We start from the raw sequence: 19827 nt of genomic DNA, 5'->3' as shown, positions 1-19827 counted from the left end.
TGGGCTGCCTTCACGGATTAATCAATTTTCGCGCATAGGATGCCAGATCGCTGGCCAGCAGGCCACGCTCGCCTTCTTCCGCTGCCGCGCGATCGGCCGCTAACGCATGCACCATGGCACCTAGCCAGACACTAAACTCCACCTCGCCCCGCTGAGCAACCAACGCCCCCAGCATGCCGCTGAGCACATCGCCCATGCCGCCGCTGGCCATACCGGGGTTCCCGTAAGGGCACACCACCAAACCGCTAGGCCCAGCAATTAAACTGCCCGCGCCTTTTAAAATCACCACACCACCCCGAGCGCGTTGCAGTGCCTGGGCAGCAGCGGGCCGGTCGGACTGGATATCGGCAACGGAACAGTTCAATAGTCGCGCGGCCTCACCGGGGTGTGGAGTCAAAATCCAGTTATCACGGCGAACCTCCGGCCACTGGCGCGCCAGCAGGTTAAGCCCGTCGGCATCCACCACCAGTGGGGTATCTGACTGCAACGCACTCTGTAGCACCGCCTGCCCCCAGGCAGACTGACCAAGCCCTGGCCCTACCACCACAACGTCAGCGTTACTGGGCAGCTCAGCGGCCTCAGCGCCACCGCGTACGCCATGAGCCATCACTTCCGGGCAACGTACCAAGCTGGCGGTGATATGCTCAGGAGCCGTCGCCAAACTTACTTTACCCGCTCCCAAACGCGCGGCTGCTTGGCAAGCCAGTAGCGCTGCGCCACCAAAACCTGGAGCGCCCCCCATCACCAGCACATGCCCCATGTCACCTTTATGGTTAGTGCGTAGGCGTGGTGCAAAAGCCTCTGCCAGCAGCGAATCATCCAGCCGCCAAGCCGTGGGGGGAATATCGAAATAGGCCTGGGCTTTGACACCCAGGGGTCGAAAGTCGATCTCGCCAGTATAGGCAGGGGCATCACCTGTATGTAATCCAACCTTATCGCCAATAAAGGTCACCGTGCAGGAGGCCTTCACAGCAATACCCGGTACCGCACCGGTGTCGGCAACCAATCCAGAGGGAATATCAATCGCCAGGACTGGCTGCTTTGCAGCGTTGATCGTTTCAATAGCACGCTTGAAGCGCCCCTCTACTTCACCGGTCAACCCGGTACCCAGCAATGCATCAACAATCACTTCGCCGGTGAGCTCAATCCCAGCGTGCCACTCCTCGCAGCCCACGCCCGCGGATGTTGCTAATTCTGCGGCACGGGTCGCGGCGCCGCTGAGCTCTTCAACGGACTTAAGGGTTATCCGCTGTACTTTGAGGCCCGACTGCATGGCTAGCGCTGCCAGCACGTGACCATCGCCACCGTTGTTGCCACTCCCACATAGCACGGTGATACTACGTGCTTGTGGCCAGCGGGAGCGGAAGCTGTGCCAGGCGCTTGAGGCGGCGCGCTGCATCAATGCAAAGCCATCGATACCCCCGGCGATCGTGCGCCGATCGAGTTCCTGAACCTGGGCGGCTTTATAGAGGGGGCGTAGCATGGAAGTATTCGGGACTGTCACGATCGCTCCTTTCACATGTTTTGATGGCTGCCAATGCGTTAGCATAGCGCGCTTAATGCCTTGCTGTTGATTGACTATGTCGAATTCCACTGCCTTTGCACGTTCTGATGGTGCAATGACTGACCAGAAACTTGCTCGCCTTGCCGACCTGATTAAAACCTGGGGGCGAGAGCTGGGTTTTCAGCAGGTGGGCATCACCGATACTGAACTGTCGGCTCATGAAGACCACCTCGACGCGTGGCTGGAAAAGGGCTACCACGGCGAAATGGGCTTTATGGCCAAGCATGGCACCAAGCGCACTCGCCCAGAGGAGCTGGAACCCGGCACTCAACGCATTATCAGCGTGCGTATGGATTACCTGCCCGCCGAGGTGGAGAGCACCAAGGTGCTCGGTCAGCCCAACCGCGCCTATGTATCGCGCTACGCCCTTGGCCGTGATTATCACAAGCTAATCCGCAAACGGTTAGCCCTATTAGCAAAAAAAATTGAGCAGGAAGTCGGCAGCTTCGGTTACCGCGCTTTTGTCGACTCAGCGCCGGTGATGGAACGCGCCCTGGCTCAAAAAGCGGGGCTCGGCTGGTTTGGCAAAAACGCCATGCTGCTCAACCCCAAGGCGGGTTCGCTGTTTTTTGTTGGCGAACTCTATACTGACCTTCCATTGCCCATTGACGCACCGTTTGAGCACGAACACTGCGGTAGCTGTAACGCGTGCAAAGTGGCCTGCCCCACCGGTGCCATTGTTGACGATAAAGTGGTCGACTCGCGCAAGTGCATTTCGTATCTCACTATTGAGTTGCACGGGGCGATTCCAGTCGAGTTTCGTCGCGCCATGGGCAACCGTATTTACGGCTGCGATGACTGCCAATTGGTATGCCCTTTTACGCGTTTTACCCATATTACCCAGGAAGATGACTTTGAGCCGCGCCATGACCTGGATCGCGCATCGCTTATTAGCCTGTTTGGCTGGGGCGAAGCGGAGTTTCTGGATAAAACCGCTGGCAGCCCCATTCGGCGCATTGGCTACCAGCGCTGGCTGCGCAATATCGCCATTGGCCTGGGCAACGCGCCCTGGAGCGAGGCCGTTGAAGCCGCGCTCTGGGCGCGCAGAGCCTACCCAAGCTCGCTGGTGCGTGAACACGTCGGCTGGGCGCTTGAGGAGCAGCGCCTCAAACGCGGTGAGCTAATTACTACTGACGGGGCTTAAGCGCTTACTCTTCTTCGTCGCTGCGCTGATCAACGCGTAAAAATGTATTGCGGTAGTGGGCCAGCTCGGCAATCGACTCTTTAATATCGTCCATGGCCAAGTGCACATTCTGTTTACTAAAGCCCGCCAGCGCACCGGGGTTCCAGCGTTTGGCCACTTCTTTTATGGTAGACACATCAAGATTGCGGTAGTGGAAAAAGTTGAGCAACGCAGGCATTTCACGCTCGAGAAAACGACGATCCTGATGGATGCTGTTGCCACACATGGGCGACGAACCTGCCACTGCGTACTGCTGCAAAAACGCCAGGGTTTGCTGCTCAGCTTCCGCGGTTTCCACTTGGCTTGCCTTCACGCGTGCGACTAAGCCTGATTCGCCGTGGGTTTTCTGGTTCCAGTCATCCATCTGCGCCAGCAGACTATCGGGCTGCTTCACCGCAATAACCGGCCCCTCGGCGACCACATTCAAATCCGCATCTGTAATGAGCGTGGCTACTTCAATGATGCGCTCTTTATTAGGATCGAGACCGGTCATCTCTAGATCAATCCACACCAGCAGATCATTCCGCGGCGCTGTTTTTCCTTCTGTTGCACCCGTCGTATCGTTGCTCATTACCGTTATCCTTTTGCCTAAATGGCTATTCAAATCATGCCATTGTGCCTTAAATTTACGCTTACAGTTAAACAAGGGCCTGTGGACGTTTCAGCGTGAATCACGACGAAACGTCCACAGGCCCTATAAATTCTCGCACTTTAACACGAGAGGAAACAGTTCTGCATCTGCCGCTGAAGCTATATCATCAGCAAACTATGCCGTTTTAATTATGGGTAAAGATTCACAAGCAGATCTCTGATTTAATTGGCATTTAAGTAGAAACAATGTTCACAAGATCGCCGTCACCCTTGGAAAGTTTATTAATATTGCGTGCCATCGTTAACTGGCGGCGCTTTACCGTACCGTGTGTCCATCCTGACATGTGCGGGGTCATAATCACGTTGTCTAATTCATGGAAAGGAAGAGAAGCGGGTAAAGGGTTAGACTCTGAGCCTGCTGGATAGACATACCAAGTATCTATGACCGCGCTAGCAATTCTCGACTCATTTAGGGCATCAAATAACGCTTTCTCATCAACCACGCGGCCACGACCAACATTGACAAAAACAGCGCTCCTCTTCATATCTTTAAACTCTTTTTGACCAATAAAACCTTCAGTATCTTTAGACAGCGGAAGCGTATTAACGACAATATCGACATCTTTCAACATAGAAGATAGATCATCAAAAGCATAATATTTTTTTATTTGGTTAGACGCTTCAACTATGCTCCTATTTGCTATTGAAACATCCATTCCAAAAGCATGAGCTCGACTTGCCAATTCTTTCCCAATATGTCCAAAACCGATGATACCTATGGATTCAGAAGATAGCTCAGTGCGTAGGCCTGATGCACCACCAGCCCAATACTCCCAGTCACCATGTCTTAATTTTTTATCAGCATCCGCTAGAGGAACATGTCTCAGCAGCAGAGCTGATATAATATACTCAACGATGGCTTGCTCATGGCCAAAACAATTACAGACCGTTGTTGTGCTTGGAAGCAGAGAGAGGTCTAAACCGTCATAACCAGCGCCTGGGACATGAAACAACTTTGTTTTTGTTAAAGTAGGTAGCGATGAATCATGTTTGACACCAACAATGACATCGGCACCAGCATAGCAAGCAATATCTTCTTCGGATTCGAGCGTATCTGGCAACAGTTTTATGGTGTGATCGTCCTCAAGAAGGGATTCAAAATTGCTAAAAAATGTTTGTGCATTTTTGCCATGAAAGACTATGTCCATGGAAGCTCCAGTATTGTTATTAAATTAAGGTTGTTTAAATTCCATTCTTACATCAAAGACACTAGGAGGTAATTCATCGCTTAAAACCGGCAACATATCTTTCACAAAGTCAATAAGCTTATCAGATGCCAGTGCGGCTTGTTCTGGCTTACCGGAAAGTATGGCATCCAGGACAGCGATATGACCTTCCACGGTACTATCAAGACTTTCCCCACCGGCAGTATAGGAATGATAAACCCAGCCAATTCTTCGAAAAATAGTATGCAGAGGTCTAAGCGTATACTGTAGAAAAGGCTCACCGCACGCGGAAAGCACCATTTGGTCTATTTTGCTATCATAAGCATTGAATTCAGAGATAGTTAAAGACTCACTTGTTTTTAACAAGTTAGCTATGTGGCGAAACTGACTTCTTTGCGCGTCGCTTGCCCTTTGGCTAGCCAGCGATATAACAAACCTTTCAAGGTCTCGACGTAAGTCAAGCAGTAATGAAGCACGAGACAAGTCTATTGGTGAAATCTGGACACCTTGTCGCGGATGAATAATCATTAACGTATCAGCAGCCAAACGAGTTGTCGCCTGATACACCGGCATTCGATTAAAGCCTGTCATCGTTTGTAAGTCTTGAATCCTAAGATGGCTGCCTGGCTTTAGCTCGCAGGTGACAATGAGTTCTTCAAGCTTATCATAGGCGAGATCAAGCAGGTTCTGACCCGCATTACTAGTTTTATTGCTCATATCTATTCAGCCATTGTTATCGGACAAAACTTACCTATTTTTCCATGCATAAGCTCGCCAAATAAAATATTATGCTTGGTAAATAAATAAAAATACTCATCGCACCTTTCATAGCAAACATAAATTTAACATTCAATCAACCTCTATCAAAAAAGCACAAAAAATTACCATGTAAAAAACTCATTTTCCGTCAAAATCAAGCTGAACTTTCATGGATTTTTCACGCAGAGAAGCTAGATCGAAAGCAGACTTTGCCTCTCCAAAAGGTATAACTGAAGATACGAAAGGTTTTAAATCAACCACCTTTCTATCAATAAGATCAGCTGCCTGGGAAAATTCCTCGTCAAAGCGGAAGCTCCCCATCATCTTAATCTCTTTAGCAACCGCTAAATTTAAGGGAAATGGAATCTCACCACCTAAACCGACCAAAATAATAATACCGCCGGGCTTAATAATCTCTAATGCCGACGCAAGTGCTTTGGGGCTACCCGAGCATTCAAAGATAACATCTTGGCTACCCTTCCCGTGAGCAAGGGAGGTCAACGCATCTGGTTGGCTATTGAGATTAACACTACGATGCGCACCTAATTGAGCCGCAATCGCTAAAGGAGCATCAGAAAGATCTGTCGCGGTAATATATTGAGCCCCAGCACGAGCAGCAGAAAGTACCGTTAAGCAGCCAATCGGCCCGCATCCCGAGACTAATACGTTACTCCCGACCAAAGAGCCTGCTTGGCGTACAGCATGGAGGCAAACGGCTAAAGGCTCTGCGCAAGCAGCATATGTCAGGTCAGTATCGGGTTGTAGCGGGTAGAGTTGTTGGGCTGGAATCGTGACATTTTGGCGAAACAACCCCTGTTGATGAGGAAAACGCATGGCACTTCCAAAAAAACGCATGTCTTCGCATTGGTTTCGTTGGCCATTTTGACAGTACTGGCATGTGCCACAAGGCATAGAAGGATTCACAGCCACCTTATCGCCCACTTTCAAATGTGAAACACCTATGCCAAGTTCCGCGACAACACCAGCTACTTCATGCCCTAGAACCATAGGCTCTTGCAACCTTACCGCACCAAAACCGCCGTTATGGAAGTAATGAAGGTCAGAGCCGCAAATACCACCTTTACTAATCGTTATTTTTGCTTCACCTGAACCAGGCGGATGCGCTTCTTGATGCTCTTCAACGCGCAAGTCACCGGGGGAGTGTATAACTATTGTTTGCATAAAGGCCCCCTATAGCACTGATATCATGCCGCCATCAGCATAAATTATTTGTCCATTAACATAGGCTGAAGCAGCGGAGCTAAGGTAAATGGCTGTTCCTGCGAGTTCCTCAGGCTTTCCCCAACGACGGGCAGGTGTTCGGCTTTTTACCCATGCATCAAAATCTGGGTTTGAGGTTAGGGCTTCATTCATATCAGTCAACATATAACCAGGCCCAATGGCGTTAGCCTGGATACCATGCTCTCCCCACTCAGCTGCCATCGCCTTAGTCAGCATTTTAACGCCGCCCTTGGCTACCGTGTAGGGAGCAACCGTTGCCCGGGCTAGCTCACTGGTTAGGGATCCAATATTAATGATCTTGCCGTAACCACGCTCAATCATTCTTTTTGCCGCTTCTCTGCCGACAACAAAAGCTGAGGTTAAATTAGTATCAATTACACGATGCCAATCGGATGTTTCAAGCTCAACCATCGGCTTTCTAAACTGCACCCCGGCATTATTAATCAAAATGTCAATATTGATACCAGCTTTATCGAATTTAGCGAAGGCTGATTTAACCTCGCTTTCATCGGTAACATCAAAAGCAGCGATTTCGACATGATAGCCACTCTGAGTCATCTCTCTTTCAGCAGCTTCTAGTCGCTCTCGGTTCATTCCGTTAAGGATGATCGAAGCTCCAGCACTGGCAAGCCCCTCGGCAAAAGCGCGACCCAAGCCCCGTGAAGAGCCGGTAATGAGAGCGGTTTTACCTGTTAAATCAAAAAGATTCGTTGCCATGGGTATCTCCTTTAAAGTGACGTTTTTCTCACGCTCAAATCGGAGCGTTTAAAGAAAGTGGGCAGAAGCTCAACACCAAGCCCTGGCCCTTCCATGGGGTATACAAAGCCATTCTCGATTTTGGGTACAGCCGTTACCAACTCGGTGTACCAGCCTCGATAAAAAGCTCTTACACTCTCCTGAATGAGCGTGTTTGGCTGGCTAAACGACATATGAATGGTGGCCACAAACCCGACCGGGCCAATACAGTCATGAGGAGCAAAAGGGCGATGCCAGGTTTCGGCAAGGGAGGCTATTTTGCGCCCTTCTGTTAACCCCCCAGTCCAGCAGAGATCGACCATGACCACATGGGTTGCGTCACGATCCAGCATGTCTTTATAGGGCCAACGAGAGCCAAGCGTTTCACTGGCACACGTCCAAACAGAGGTAGAAGCAGCAAACTCAGCAAGTGCTTGCGGTGAGTTCATTCGAATTGGGTCCTCATACCAAGTAGGATTAAATTGCTCCAATTCCTTAGCAATATTTTTTGCAGTAGGTAAATTCCACTGAGAATGGAACTCAACCATAATGTCCATATCATCGCCAACGGCCTTACGTATTTCTTCGAAGGGCTTTATGGCTTTTTTCATTTGCGGTGAGGTGATGTACTGGCCACGCGTTTCAGCAGCAATAGGGTCAAATGGCCAGATTTTCATTGCCGTAATACCCGACTCCAGGAGATTTTCAGCTAACTGCGCTGGGCGGTTCATAAAGCCGTCCAGATCCTCATAAGGCCCCTCTGAGGCACCTATATTCCAATTTGAAACCGGCTTGATATTGTTGGTTCGAACGTAACGATAACCTGCGCAAGTGTTATATATACGAATTTTCTCCCAACAAAGCCCCCCTAACATTTGGTGGACTGGCTGGTTACATACTTTACCGAAGATATCCCAGAGAGCTATGTCGATAGCAGAGGCTGCGCGGTATTCAGCGCCTGTTGAAGACTGCGCCATGGGGAGTGATACCATCTCTTTGTGCAAAGCCTCAATATGAAGAGGATCTTTGCCCAACAACCGCTCGGAAAGTGTTTCGTGTATATGGGCCTCTACAGCCCCAGCACCATAAAATGTTTCACCTAAACCGACGATACCAGCATCCGTTTCAACGTGCACCCAAAGCACATTGGAAAATTCTTTTAGTCGATATGTTTTTATCGCTGTTATTTTCATTTTTAATCCTTTTTAGCTGAGTGCGGCAGGCAACCAAAGTGCTATACCAGGAAAAGCCAACATAAATACCAGTATTGCTATTTGTATAAGCATAAATGGCCAAAGCGAAGCATATATTGTTTGAAGGCTGATCTCAGGTGGGGCAACACTTTTCAAATAAAATGCAGCCGGCCCAAATGGAGGTGACAAAAATGCAACTTGCATCGTTAGTGAAAAGAGCACACCAAACCATACTGGGTCATAACCTAAATGAGTTACAATGGGTACAAAAATAGGAATTGTAAGAAGCAGTATTCCAATCCAATCCATAAACAGTCCAAGCACAAAAAACACTAGCATCATAACCAAGATTGTTGCAAAAGGAGAAATACCTAGCCCAGCAATAAAGCTAGTAACATACTGTTGCCCCCCTGAGAGATTGTATATTCCAATTAATACCGCTGCGCCAAAAGTTACCCATAAAATGATACCGCATGACAGGAGCGTCCTTTTAAGCGCTTGCCACACTAACTCTTTGCAAAGCTCTTTGCGTGCATATATCACCATAAGGGTGGCGCCCACAGCTACCCCAGCTGCTTCTGTAATTGATGTTACTCCTCCATAGATGCACCCAAACACGATAAAAATTAGCAACAGAAACGGAAGGAAACCATGAATGATGTCCTTCCAACCAATGGCTTCGACTTCTACTTTATCGGGCATTGGGGCTAGGTTTGGATTTAACGTACAACGAATATAGATATAAGCATAATAGGCAAGCGCTAATACAAAGCCTGGAAAAAATGAAGCGAGAAACAATTTATGCACTGAGACTTCGGCGGTGAGCCCATAAACAATTAGCACAATTGACGGAGGGATCATTGTCCCCAAGGAACCGCCAGCACAGATCACTCCAATTGCCAGTTTTTTATCATAGTTAAGCCTCAACATTTGAGGTAGTGCCACTAGACCGAGCAGAACAATCTCACCACCTATGATACCGCTTATGGCAGCCATAAAGATGGATATAACAAGCGTAACGGTCATTACGCCACCTTTTCGGTGCCCAAATAGTTTATTGAGACTATTGTAAAGGTCGTGGGCTATTCTCGATCTTTCTAACAGCGTTGCCATAAATATAAACAACGGAATAGAGAGTAACGCATACTCAGTAGCCAGCCCATATATCGTTTTGTGGGCAATGGCGATGACGGGAGTACCATAATTAAAGTAAGCGATTGTGATCGCAAGAGAGCCCGCAGCAAAGGCCAGCGGCACACCTATAGCCATCAGAAATAGAACGCCAAGAACAAGTACTAGGGTAATTAACTCAATCGACACGTCCCTTCTCCTCAGCCAGTGAGCGAGTGTCGATCCCCCGCATATTGTTGACGAAATTGATAATCGCGTAGATCGCTATTATCAGTGCTGCGAACACTATGGCAGGCTTGACTGTCGCAGGTATGGGAGGGTTCCAAGCGGTACCAAAGCGCTCCCACGTTGACAATGCTTTCCATGAACTGGGCCAACCGAACCAGGATACCGCCAAGCAGTAAGTAAGCACGCAAATAAGCTGGATACAGTCGAATACTCGCTTTAGCCAAGATGGCGAAGCGTCATATAAGACGGTAATACGGAGGTGTTGGTCGAGCTGCATTGCATAGACACCTGCCGCCGCATAAAGAATCGCAGATAACCAAAGTGCCAGCTCATTGGCCCAAAGGGTGGGAGCTTTAAATATATACCTGGCTAACACTTCGTAAAAAGTGACGGCCACAATCACGAGTAGCAGCAAAGAAAAAAGTGCCGTTATTGTTTTTGCAATCGATGACTTATGCTTAGCAGGTGGCATAGAGTCTCTCCTTGAGTAAGCCGAGGCCTAATGGCCTCGGTTTATTGGCATTTTCATCTATTCAAGGATGCCTATTTTCGTCATATAGGCGATATGTGAATCGTACGCGGCTTTCGCTTCAGGACTACGTGTCGACCAATCTTCCCACACTGCTTGAGCTGCCTCCCTGAATGCCTGACGGTCTTCCTCGCTCCAATCGTGTAGAGTTACGCCTTCTTGTCTAAGTTCTACTGCTGCTTGACGATCGAGCATTGTGGAGTCTTGAACTATCTCCAATGCAATGGTATCCAGAGCAGAACGAAGTATTTGTTGCTCTGCTTCACTAAGGCTATTCCACTTTTCAAGATTCATCGCCACGTGCTCAATGGGCATTGAATGAAAACCCGGATAAGTAGCATGCTCTGCTATATCGTAGAGACCTAAACCTTTATTCACTGCCAAGGTGGATGCATCCGCGCCGGAAACGGTTCCTGTGGACATCGCCGTAAACACTTCACCAAAAGGCATTACAACTGGGCCAGCTCCCAAACTTGCAAATATTTCAGACTCCATACCAGGAGGAGAGCGGAACTTCCAACCATCTATATCTTCTATCCCCGCTAACTCAGTAGTCGAGCTGAGCGCTTCAGGAGTCGCGATAAACACTCCAACCAAGTGCATATCAAACTTGTGGTATAGTTCGTTAGCTAGCTCTAATCCGCCTCCATCTTTATACCAACCGATTAACTCGAGAGGTGTGTTGTACCCTCCCATGATATCGCCATAAAATTGAAAGGCTGGATTTTTACCCGTTATATATCCTGCCCCTGTTGCATCACCATCAATAATTCCCATGCTGGCTGACTCAAATGCCTCAGACGCTTTCACTACTGCTGAGTCAGTATGCATTTTTATATCTAAACTACCGCCTGACATTTCGTTTGCCAAATCGGCAAATCTAATAAGAGCCTCCCCTTGTAGCGATGAGGAACTATGATGCGTTTGAAAGTTAAGCGTTGTTACATCTTGCGCGTAACTGTTGGTTAAAGGCGTGAGTAAAGCAATGCCAAGCGCTGCTACGATAGATCTTTTTATAGTTTTCATAAGCTGCTCCATGTTTGCGATGCATGCTGTGATATATCACAAAATATTAATAGCAGTCCTCAGATTGCTGTGTCAAATAGCCCTTGGTGAAGATTTTTTAAAGACCCATAAAAAGACTAGTGAGACCTATGCTTATACAACCCTATAATTCAGCCTGGCTCAGAACATAAAATGTATTCTTATACATTTTATGTTATATAAAACAATTCCTTACGAGAGCCACTCCGATTTCAGGTGCATACGACATAAGGTCATCTGATTTGACGCCCACAGTAAATGCGTAGTGAGCAGCTACAATGCCTTATACTAATTGATGAGTGCTCTTGAGACATTTCACCAGACAGAGCGAGCGCACAACCTCCGCGAATCTCACCTTGAGCACGGTTACGATACCTTGTAATGCTTAGACTTTTTAGGTGTTGATGAGAGCACTGCAATGAGTAGCAGACGTGAATGCAACCTGAATAGTGAAAAACAAAATAATACTTAAAGAGCCTCTGATTAACGTAATGAGTGAAGGCCAGACAAGGCAAAAATCAACGAAAAATCGGAGTTTACGGGTTGTAAATGAGCATTTTGATCGGACTCGCGCACGAGGCGATTTTTAACGCCGTATGGTCGAGCGCAATAGTTAATCAGAGGTTTCTTAAATAACACTGAAAATAGACCCTTCAAGCAGCTACAAAGGAGAGCTTGGCTACTTGATGGCATCTTTGATAAGTACAATCACACCTTTGATAGGTACAATGACATCTATTGTAGCGATCATCAGGTGGTCATGAGCAAACGTAAATTAAGTCGCCAGCAACAGTGGCGCGTCGAGAAAGTCCAGGCGGAACGTGCCCAGCGTGCAGAAAAGCGCGATGTTCAAGACGCTGAAAAGCTCGCCGCCGGTGAATACGGTGCCGAACAGCCAGGCCGTGTCGTTGCTCACTTTGGACGCACCTTGGAGGTGCGCAATAGCGATAATGAACCGGTGCGCTGTCACTTACGCGCCAACTTGGACGGCCTAGTCACCGGCGACAGAGTGATATGGCGCGCAGGGCAAGAAGGCTCCGGCGTGGTGGTGGCCCGTGAAGAGCGCGATAGCGTGCTTAAGCGCCCAGATGCTCGCGGCCTGCTCAAGCCAGTGGCCGCCAATATTGACCAGCTGTTGATCGTGTTTGCGGTGGAACCCGCACCTCACGCCAACCTTATCGATCGCTATCTGGTCGCCGCCGAGGCCACCGGTATAGCGCCAGTGCTGGTGCTCAACAAAACCGATCTGCTGCCAGAAGATGGCGGCGAGTTAGGCAAATTATTAGAACGCTATCGCGATTTAGGCTATCCCGTCGTGCGCACCACCACAGCTACCGAAACCGGGCTGGATGATCTGCGCAGCCAGCTTGAAGGCCGTACCTCGGTATTCGTCGGTCAAAGCGGCGTGGGCAAGTCTTCGCTAATCGACCTGCTGCTACCCGATGAAACCCTGCGCATTGGCGCGCTCTCGGAAGACTCGCGTAAAGGTACTCACACCACCACCACGGCACGCCTCTACACCATGAGTCGTGCTGAAGTGGCCGATGGCGATCTCATCGACTCACCGGGTATTCGCGAGTTTGGCCTGGTGCACCTCAACGAGCAGGAAGTCACCGACGGCTTTATCGAGTTTCACGACTATATTGGTCACTGCCGCTTCCGCGACTGCCGCCACCGCAATGAGCCAGGCTGTGCTTTACTCGCAGCGGTCGAGGCAGGCAAGATTCATCCAGCACGCTTTACCAGCTACCGGCGCATACTTGATAGCTTGGATAGCTAGGATTTAGAGGAGTTACTCATGAGCACCGAAAGCCAATCGTCGGAATCCAACCTGCTGCCGCTAATCGTTGAGCCCGAACAACTGCAGGAACATTTGGATGACCCACAGCTGCTGATTATCGATGTACCGGTCAACGGCGATAGCTATCGCCAGGGCCATGTGCCTGGGGCTATCTTCCTCGATTTTCGCTACTTGATGCGCGGTGAAGGGCCTGTGCCCAGCGACGTTCCCAGCGTCGAGGCGCTATCAAGGCTGTTCAGTGCCCTGGGCTTAACCCGCGATACTCACGTGGTCGCTTACGACGACGAAGGCGGCGGCTGGGCGGCACGGTTACTGTGGACGCTAGACCTGATCGGCCACACTCGCTACTCCTATTTGAACGGCGGCATTCACGCCTGGCGCGATGCGGGCCTGGAAGAGAGTACAGAACCGACCGCCCCAACCCCCAGCGAATACCACGCTGAGTTTCTCAACCCCCAAGCCCTGATTACCTGCGACGAAATCAAAGAAAAGCTCGATGATAGGCAGTTTGCGGTATGGGATGCGCGCTCCAAAGATGAGTACGATGGCTTACGCGGTAACAACAAGCACCTGGGCCATATTCCGGGGGCGGTCAATATGGATTGGCTCCATGCCATGGATCGCAACCGCGCGCTACGTATACGCGATTACGCCGAGCTGATCACCGAGCTAGGCGCCCTGGGCCTCACGCCCGACATGGAAATTGCCACCCATTGCCAAAGCCACCACCGCAGCAGCTTCACCTGGCTGGTGGGCAAGGCGCTAGGCTTTAATATGCGCGGCTATGCGGGTTCCTGGGGTGAATGGGGCAACCGCGACGACACACCGATTGAGAAGTAATAACACACTCTTCCCCAATGTTTAAAACAAATATGTGCTCGATCAAGAGCGCCGGGGACAGGTTGTAGAGGGGGTCATTTGCCATGGCCGGAAAATGTTCCATACCATTCCGGCATTTCCGCCATCCATGGCGGTCAGATGGCAAATGTAGCGCCCAAGGAAGGGTTCACAGCGCCCCCTCGTAGACCTGTCACCGGGGTAGCTCTTAATGACAATATCCCACTACAAGCCACTGCCAAAAAGTAACCACTGTGACTCTTTCCCAAAAAACCTTTTCGCTACTCCAATATCCGCTGCCTCACCACGCGATCTCGCGCCTAACCGGCCAGTTCGCCCAGTGTGACAATCCCTGGGTGAAAAACACCTTGATTAAAGCGTTTATCAAACGCTTCAACGTTGATATGAGCCAGGCGCTAGAGCCAGACCCTACCGCCTACGCTACGTTCAACGACTTCTTCACCCGTGCGCTCAAAGCGGATGCCCGCCCGCTAGGCGACGGTATTCTCAGCCCCGCCGATGGTACGCTCTCCCAATACGGACGCCTACAGGCCGGACAACTGGTGCAGGCCAAAGGCCACACCTACCCCGCGCAAACCCTGCTCGGCGGCGATACGGCACTGGCAGAAGAGTTCTTAGGCGGCAGCTTTGCCACCGTTTACCTCTCCCCTCGGGACTACCACCGGGTGCACATGCCGGTGACGGGTACGCTTAGGGAAATGATCTACGTGCCGGGGCGACTATTCTCGGTCAACCAAGCCACTGCCAACTGCGTGCCAGGCCTCTTCGCCCGCAACGAGCGCTTAGTATGTATCTTTGATACCGAGCACGGCCCCATGGCGATGGTACTGGTTGGTGCGATGATCGTCGCTGCCATCGAAACCGTCTGGTCAGGGCAGGTGACGCCGCTTGCGGGCTGCCCTCAGCGCACACAATTTAGCCAACCTATCACACTTGAAAAAGGCGCTGAGATGGGCCGCTTCAAGCTCGGCTCAACGGTGGTGATGTGTTTCGCCAAGCCGCCCAATTTCGCAAACAATCCGCTGGGCAGCATGGTGCAGATGGGGCAAACGCTGGGAGCTTATTGATGACCTTTCCCCCTGAACGACCTAGGTCGAAGCACTAGCCGCACCTGAGAGGAAGAGCTCGACACAGCGTCGAGCTCGAGCGTTGCACCGCGTCTCGTCAAGACGCACATGGCGACCAAGCAGAGCGTCAATGTGCCATTCACCAAGCAACATGCCCATAAACATACCGGCCGCTTCACGCGGATCGTCGAGGTCAAGACGGCCGCTATCCACCTGCTCGCTTAAGTAAGCAGCTAGCGCCTGACGGGTCTGGTCGGGGCCGCGAGTGAGAAACAGCTCACCAAGCTCCGGAGCCCGTTCGGCCTCAAAGGCTAAGCCGCGAACTAAACGGATCACGCCCGGCTCGAACACCAACGTCAGCATTCGGCGGCCTAGCTCGTACAGCACCTGCTCTAGGGCTTGGTGATCCCGTCGCCCCTCCTCCAGCACTGCCCAAGCGGTGGAGATATGACGCTCCATCGCCGCTGTGAATAATCCCTCCTTGTTACCGAACTGCTTATACAGCGTCGCCAAAGATCCGCCGGCGCGGGCAACCACTTCGTTAACGCTGGCACCGGCATAGCCCTGTTCAAGAAAAACATCCCGGGCAGCATCCAGCAAACGTTCACGGCGCGCCACGCCGCGCGACGTTACGCCATCAGTTATGTTGCGACCGAGCATATCTGGCGCGGTTGAGCGTGGCATTGACACTCCTATAGAGGTATATAAAGAAGGATTAATTATAAAGACGCGGCGCACAGAAGTAATATTTTTGCCCTGGAAATGTAATGTAGCATTCATTACACTATTTGTCTTTTTCCCAAGGGAGGTGTCTTTGCCTCACAGGGAGCCCCTAGCAGGAGCGCTATTGCCTTAAGGAGTGGTCATGACATCGAATACTAAGCCGGGCGAACCCCCGGATGAGCGCCAAAGCAGCCATACCGTCGCGGGTCAATATGCCCACTCCAGCGGCAAAACTAGCCGCAAGTTACTCGCTATGGTGGCGGGGATTATCGTCCTGGCGGCGCTAATTTGGTGGGGCATGGGCTGGTGGCAAACCGGGCGCTTCATGGAAGAGACCGACAATGCCTACGTGCGCACCGACAGCGTCGCGGTACGCGCCGAGCTATCAGCGCGGGTCGTCGAGGTGGCGGTAGATGATAACCAAACGGTCAAGCAAGGCGATCTGCTGATACGTCTAGACGCCGAGAGCTACCGCGACCAGGTGACCCAGGCCGAGGCCCAGCAGGCAGTGGCCGCAGCCTCAATCGCCCAATCACACCGCCAGGTAGATTTGCAACAGGCGGCTATCGATCAGGCCACGGCTCAGCAGCAGGCGGCCCAGGCTAATCTCGACCAGGCGCGCCAGCATCTGGAGCGCTCCTCGTCGCTTGCCGCCAACAACTATGGCTCCCGTCAGCAGCGCGAAGATGACCAAGCCGCACTGAGTGTCGCCCAGGCAAAGCTTGCCGAAAGCCAAGCAGCGGTTGTCTCGGCCAGGCGGCAGCTAGCCGTGGCCGAGAGCGACGTGACCCGCGCTGAAGCCAATCTGGACGCCGCTAGCGCCGATCTTGACTATGCTCGCCACCAGTTGGATAAGACCCGCATCGTCGCCCCCCGGGACGGCGTGATTGGCAATCTACGCGTTGAGGTCGGCACCTTAGCGCAGCCGTCGCTGACGCTTTTGCAGCTGGTACCCATCGAGTCGGCCTACGTGGCAGCCAACTTTAAGGAGACCCAGCTCAAACGGATTCGCGTCGGCCAGCCAGTCGCGGTGCATTTGGATGCCTATCCGGATATTACCTACGAAGGCATCGTCGACAGCCTGTCGCCAGCCACCGGCACCGAGTTCAGCCTGCTGCCCCAGGACAATGCCACCGGCAATTTCAACAAAATCGTCCAGCGGGTGCCGGTCAAGATCCGCGTCACCGGCCCCACCGAGGCGCTGAGCCAACTGCGCGCCGGGCTATCGGCCGTGCCCGAGATCGATACTCGTCATATTGAACCACAAAATGACTCCCGCCCTGCCCAGCAGTTGGCAGCGGAGCGGCCCAAGTCATGAGCGAGACGGTCGCCGGCCCGGTGACGGGCGTTAACGACATGCCACCCTGGCCACAGCGCATTGGCTTCATTGCTGCGGTGTTTGGCATGTTCATGGCAATTCTGGATATTCAGATCGTCGCCAGCTCGCTCAACGAAATCCAGGCGGGGCTCTCAGCCAGCGAGGATCAAATCTCCTGGGTGCAGACCGCTTACCTGATCGCCGAGATTGTGATGATCCCGCTGTCGGGCATGCTGATGCGCATTCTCTCCACCCGAGTAGCCTTCACCCTGTCGTGCGTCGGCTTTACTCTGGCGAGCCTGGGCTGCGCGCTGGCCACCTCGATCGAGCAACTGATCGTGCTGCGCGCTATTCAGGGCTTTATGGGTGGAGCGATGATTCCCATTACCCAGGCTGTTAGCTTTTCGATCTTTCCCCGCCGGGTAATGGGCAGCGTGCAGGCGGTGATCGGCATGGTTGTCACCATGGCACCCTCGGTGGGTCCCACCGTGGGCGGCTACATCACCGAGACGCTCAGCTGGCACTGGCTGTTCCTGGCCAACGTGATCCCCGGCGTTCTGGTCTGCTGGGCCGCCTGGACATTTCTCGATATCGATAAGCCCAACCACGCGGTCGCGCGCCACCTAGACTTGATCGGCCTGGTATTGATCGCGGTGTTTTTGGGCTCGCTAGAGTTTGTGCTTGAAGAAGGGCCCGGCGATGACTGGTTTGCCAGCCAGCGAATCTTGCTGTTCAGCCTGACCTGCCTAGTGGCGGGAGCCTGGTTCTTCATCCGCACCCTACGCAGCGACCACCCAATCGTCGATCTGCGCGCCTTTACCAACCGCAACTTTGCCATCGGCGCCGGGATGGGCTTTATCATCGGCATCGCGCTCTACGGGCTGGTCTACATCATGCCGCTGTTTTTTGGCTATGTGCGCGGCTATTCGAGCCTGCAAATTGGCCAGGTGATGTTCGTCACCGGGCTGACGATGTTTCTTTGCGCGCCTATTGTCGGTCAGTTGTCCAACCGCCTCGATCTGCGCATTATGCTGTTTATGGGCCTGCTGCTGGTCGGTGTGGGCACCATAATGAACGCCAATCTTACCGTGGAGTCGGGCTTTTGGCAGTTCTGCGTGCCGCAGATCGTGCGCGGCATGGGGCTGATCTTGTGTATCATTCCAGCCTCGCGTATTGCCCTGGGCACCCTGCCGCCGAGCGAGGTAGGCAACGCCAGCGGGCTTTTTAACGTGATGCGCAACCTGGGGGGTGCCATGGGACTGGCGCTGATCGATACGGTGCGCGACATCCGCGAGGACTTTCACTGGAATCAGCTCATCCCTGCTATCGATACTAGCCGCGAGGTCGTGGTAGCGGAGATCGCCAAATACCAAGCGATGCTCGCCGGCTCGGTGCCCGATACCTATCACACCGCCGTCGCCATGCTGGCGCAACGAGTCTCTCAGCAGGCACAAGTGCTGGCCTTTAACGACATCGTTACTTGGATGGGACTGATCTACATTGCCAGCGTACCGCTGGTATTCCTACTGCGGAGAATTTCGGCTTGACGGCTTGCAGCCTGTTAGCAACTAGCCGCTAACAGCTGGGCGTTGAGAATGTAAGCACGTCTTCCAGGCGTGCTTTGCCGAGTGCCAACTGAATCAAGCGATCTATCCCCAGCGCCACACCGGCGCCTTCGGGCATTCCGTGCTCAAGTGCGGCCAGCAGCCGCTCATCCACATCCACTTCCGGTAAGCCCAAACGGCGGCGCTCAGCGTTATCTTCAGCAAAGCGCGTGCGCTGCTCAGCCGCATCGGTCAGCTCATCGTAGCCGTTAGCCAACTCAATACCGTTAAGATAGACCTCAAAGCGGGAAGCCACCCACTCACCATCTGCATCTTGATGGCGTCGCGCCAAGGCTGCTTGGCTAGCCGGATAATCAACTACCACGCTTAGCTCCTGCTGGCCTAACTGCGGCTCGATCACCACGCTCATTAACAGGTCAAGACAGGTCTCGCGGCCTTCATCAGCTAAGGATTGGGCAGACATTTGTGCCCGCTCGGCAGCTATCGCCCTCAGCCTATCCAGAGACGTCGTGAACGGATCAACCTCTACGTAAGTATGAAACAACTCCCGGTAGCGGTAATGCACAGGTGGGCCGGGAAAACTGGGCAACAGTGACATAATGAGCGTCGCAGTCTCATCAATCAGTTGATCCAGCGTAAATTGGGGCCGATACCACTCCAGCATAGTGAACTCAATATTATGGCGGGCGCCGATTTCGCCATCGCGAAAACTGCGCGCAAGCTGAAAGATCGGCCCACTGCCCGCTGCAAGCAAGCGCTTCATATGGAATTCAGGGGAGGTTTGTAGCCATAGACGGCGCTGCCCTTTGTCCGTGCGCGCCAGAGTGTGCAGCGAGACCAAATGGATATCCGTGCTTCCCCCCTGCCCCAGCACGGGCGTTTCCACTTCCAGCACGTCACGCTGGGCAAAAAAAGCGCGCACTTTGGCCATTAACCGCGCCCGTTCGCGCAGCGTTTCAAAGGACGCTGAGGGTTGCCAATCAATGGCCATAACGACTCCTTGAAAAAATCACCTTAAATAATAATGGCCACGCACAAAGCGTGGCCATTAAGACATACAAGCGCCCTGG

The 19827-nt window shown here is 52.1% G+C and carries 18 protein-coding genes; 6 read left to right on the top strand and 12 right to left on the bottom strand.

The window, feature by feature from the left end:
- Nucleotides 1-10 precede the first annotated feature (10 nt).
- The gene (locus YERSI8AC_RS09075; protein ID WP_159177920.1) at nt 11-1483 is read right to left on the bottom strand and encodes an NAD(P)H-hydrate dehydratase; all 1473 of its coding nucleotides are present in this window, start codon (nt 1481-1483) and stop codon (nt 11-13) included.
- 97 nt (nt 1484-1580) lie between these two features.
- Between YERSI8AC_RS09075 and queG the strand changes: the two genes are divergently transcribed.
- A complete protein-coding gene (gene queG / locus YERSI8AC_RS09070) occupies nt 1581-2708 on the top strand; it encodes a tRNA epoxyqueuosine(34) reductase QueG (protein WP_414727630.1) in 1128 nt (375 codons plus the stop codon).
- A gap of 4 nt (nt 2709-2712) precedes the next feature.
- Here queG and orn read toward each other — a convergent pair whose 3' ends face one another.
- From orn to YERSI8AC_RS09025, 9 genes are all read right to left on the bottom strand, one after another.
- Nucleotides 2713-3318, bottom strand: coding sequence for an oligoribonuclease (gene orn, locus YERSI8AC_RS09065; protein ID WP_039859766.1), 606 nt, complete (start codon nt 3316-3318; stop codon nt 2713-2715).
- Between the two features lie 253 nt (nt 3319-3571).
- Nucleotides 3572-4546, bottom strand: a complete 975-nt coding sequence (locus tag YERSI8AC_RS09060) for a 2-hydroxyacid dehydrogenase (protein WP_009287756.1) — start codon at nt 4544-4546, stop codon at nt 3572-3574.
- Between the two features lie 24 nt (nt 4547-4570).
- On the bottom strand, nt 4571-5281 hold the full coding sequence (locus YERSI8AC_RS09055) for a GntR family transcriptional regulator (protein ID WP_051052087.1): 711 nt from the start codon (nt 5279-5281) through the stop codon (nt 4571-4573).
- A gap of 180 nt (nt 5282-5461) precedes the next feature.
- Complete coding sequence (locus YERSI8AC_RS09050) at nt 5462-6505, bottom strand: L-idonate 5-dehydrogenase (RefSeq protein WP_159176618.1); 1044 nt, start codon at nt 6503-6505, stop codon at nt 5462-5464.
- A gap of 9 nt (nt 6506-6514) precedes the next feature.
- Nucleotides 6515-7282, bottom strand: coding sequence for an SDR family oxidoreductase (locus tag YERSI8AC_RS09045; protein WP_159176617.1), 768 nt, complete (start codon nt 7280-7282; stop codon nt 6515-6517).
- Between the two features lie 11 nt (nt 7283-7293).
- The gene (locus tag YERSI8AC_RS09040; protein WP_159176616.1) at nt 7294-8493 is read right to left on the bottom strand and encodes a mandelate racemase/muconate lactonizing enzyme family protein; all 1200 of its coding nucleotides are present in this window, start codon (nt 8491-8493) and stop codon (nt 7294-7296) included.
- 12 nt (nt 8494-8505) lie between these two features.
- Nucleotides 8506-9813: a TRAP transporter large permease gene (locus tag YERSI8AC_RS09035; RefSeq protein ID WP_022523978.1), complete on the bottom strand. Its 1308-nt coding sequence runs from the start codon at nt 9811-9813 to the stop codon at nt 8506-8508.
- On the bottom strand, nt 9803-10324 hold the full coding sequence (locus YERSI8AC_RS09030) for a TRAP transporter small permease subunit (protein WP_159176615.1): 522 nt from the start codon (nt 10322-10324) through the stop codon (nt 9803-9805). The genes YERSI8AC_RS09035 and YERSI8AC_RS09030 overlap by 11 nt, the downstream gene beginning before the upstream one ends.
- A 57-nt stretch (nt 10325-10381) precedes the next feature.
- Entirely contained in the window at nt 10382-11407 is a 1026-nt protein-coding gene (locus YERSI8AC_RS09025; RefSeq protein ID WP_236557279.1) for a TRAP transporter substrate-binding protein, read from the bottom strand.
- A 778-nt stretch (nt 11408-12185) separates the two neighbouring features.
- Between YERSI8AC_RS09025 and rsgA the strand changes: the two genes are divergently transcribed.
- The 3 genes from rsgA (at nt 12186) to asd (ending at nt 15151) form a co-directional block, all read left to right on the top strand.
- Complete coding sequence (gene rsgA, locus YERSI8AC_RS09020; RefSeq protein ID WP_022523982.1) at nt 12186-13205, top strand: small ribosomal subunit biogenesis GTPase RsgA; 1020 nt, start codon at nt 12186-12188, stop codon at nt 13203-13205.
- 18 nt (nt 13206-13223) lie between these two features.
- A complete protein-coding gene (locus YERSI8AC_RS09015; RefSeq protein ID WP_022523983.1) occupies nt 13224-14066 on the top strand; it encodes a sulfurtransferase in 843 nt (280 codons plus the stop codon).
- A 251-nt stretch (nt 14067-14317) separates the two neighbouring features.
- Nucleotides 14318-15151, top strand: a complete 834-nt coding sequence (gene asd / locus YERSI8AC_RS09010; protein WP_022523984.1) for an archaetidylserine decarboxylase — start codon at nt 14318-14320, stop codon at nt 15149-15151.
- A gap of 21 nt (nt 15152-15172) precedes the next feature.
- Here asd and YERSI8AC_RS09005 read toward each other — a convergent pair whose 3' ends face one another.
- Nucleotides 15173-15835 (bottom strand): TetR/AcrR family transcriptional regulator, encoded by a 663-nt coding sequence (locus YERSI8AC_RS09005; RefSeq protein ID WP_022523985.1) that lies wholly within the window; start codon nt 15833-15835, stop codon nt 15173-15175.
- 181 nt (nt 15836-16016) lie between these two features.
- Here YERSI8AC_RS09005 and YERSI8AC_RS09000 point away from each other — a divergent pair, with 181 nt between their 5' ends.
- Both YERSI8AC_RS09000 and YERSI8AC_RS08995 read left to right on the top strand, forming a co-directional pair.
- The gene (locus YERSI8AC_RS09000) at nt 16017-17192 is read left to right on the top strand and encodes an HlyD family secretion protein (RefSeq protein WP_201304207.1); all 1176 of its coding nucleotides are present in this window, start codon (nt 16017-16019) and stop codon (nt 17190-17192) included.
- Nucleotides 17189-18739, top strand: a complete 1551-nt coding sequence (locus tag YERSI8AC_RS08995; protein ID WP_159176612.1) for a DHA2 family efflux MFS transporter permease subunit — start codon at nt 17189-17191, stop codon at nt 18737-18739. The genes YERSI8AC_RS09000 and YERSI8AC_RS08995 overlap by 4 nt, the downstream gene beginning before the upstream one ends.
- Nucleotides 18740-18767: 28 nt before the next feature.
- Here YERSI8AC_RS08995 and epmA read toward each other — a convergent pair whose 3' ends face one another.
- The gene (epmA, locus tag YERSI8AC_RS08990) at nt 18768-19748 is read right to left on the bottom strand and encodes an EF-P lysine aminoacylase EpmA (RefSeq protein ID WP_009287746.1); all 981 of its coding nucleotides are present in this window, start codon (nt 19746-19748) and stop codon (nt 18768-18770) included.
- Between the last annotated feature and the right edge of the window lie 79 nt (nt 19749-19827).

This window comes from Halomonas sp. 113, assembly GCF_904067645.1.
GTDB lineage: Bacteria > Pseudomonadota > Gammaproteobacteria > Pseudomonadales > Halomonadaceae > Vreelandella > Vreelandella titanicae.
This window is presented reverse-complemented; position numbering and strand designations above follow the sequence as displayed.

What these genes read in the sequence shown, in the direction of transcription:
- YERSI8AC_RS09075 (WP_159177920.1), bottom strand. Translation starts at nt 1,483, where the DNA reads ATGCTACGCCCCCTCTATAAAGCCGCCCAGGTTCAGGAACTCGATCGG.
- queG (WP_414727630.1), top strand. Translation starts at nt 1,581, where the DNA reads ATGTCGAATTCCACTGCCTTTGCACGTTCTGATGGTGCAATGACTGAC.
- orn (WP_039859766.1), bottom strand. Translation starts at nt 3,318, where the DNA reads ATGAGCAACGATACGACGGGTGCAACAGAAGGAAAAACAGCGCCGCGG.
- YERSI8AC_RS09060 (WP_009287756.1), bottom strand. Translation starts at nt 4,546, where the DNA reads ATGGACATAGTCTTTCATGGCAAAAATGCACAAACATTTTTTAGCAAT.
- YERSI8AC_RS09055 (WP_051052087.1), bottom strand. Translation starts at nt 5,281, where the DNA reads ATGAGCAATAAAACTAGTAATGCGGGTCAGAACCTGCTTGATCTCGCC.
- YERSI8AC_RS09050 (WP_159176618.1), bottom strand. Translation starts at nt 6,505, where the DNA reads ATGCAAACAATAGTTATACACTCCCCCGGTGACTTGCGCGTTGAAGAG.
- YERSI8AC_RS09045 (WP_159176617.1), bottom strand. Translation starts at nt 7,282, where the DNA reads ATGGCAACGAATCTTTTTGATTTAACAGGTAAAACCGCTCTCATTACC.
- YERSI8AC_RS09040 (WP_159176616.1), bottom strand. Translation starts at nt 8,493, where the DNA reads ATGAAAATAACAGCGATAAAAACATATCGACTAAAAGAATTTTCCAAT.
- YERSI8AC_RS09030 (WP_159176615.1), bottom strand. Translation starts at nt 10,324, where the DNA reads ATGCCACCTGCTAAGCATAAGTCATCGATTGCAAAAACAATAACGGCA.
- YERSI8AC_RS09025 (WP_236557279.1), bottom strand. Translation starts at nt 11,407, where the DNA reads ATGAAAACTATAAAAAGATCTATCGTAGCAGCGCTTGGCATTGCTTTA.
- rsgA (WP_022523982.1), top strand. Translation starts at nt 12,186, where the DNA reads ATGAGCAAACGTAAATTAAGTCGCCAGCAACAGTGGCGCGTCGAGAAA.
- YERSI8AC_RS09015 (WP_022523983.1), top strand. Translation starts at nt 13,224, where the DNA reads ATGAGCACCGAAAGCCAATCGTCGGAATCCAACCTGCTGCCGCTAATC.
- YERSI8AC_RS09005 (WP_022523985.1), bottom strand. Translation starts at nt 15,835, where the DNA reads ATGCCACGCTCAACCGCGCCAGATATGCTCGGTCGCAACATAACTGAT.
- YERSI8AC_RS09000 (WP_201304207.1), top strand. Translation starts at nt 16,017, where the DNA reads ATGACATCGAATACTAAGCCGGGCGAACCCCCGGATGAGCGCCAAAGC.
- YERSI8AC_RS08995 (WP_159176612.1), top strand. Translation starts at nt 17,189, where the DNA reads ATGAGCGAGACGGTCGCCGGCCCGGTGACGGGCGTTAACGACATGCCA.
- epmA (WP_009287746.1), bottom strand. Translation starts at nt 19,748, where the DNA reads ATGGCCATTGATTGGCAACCCTCAGCGTCCTTTGAAACGCTGCGCGAA.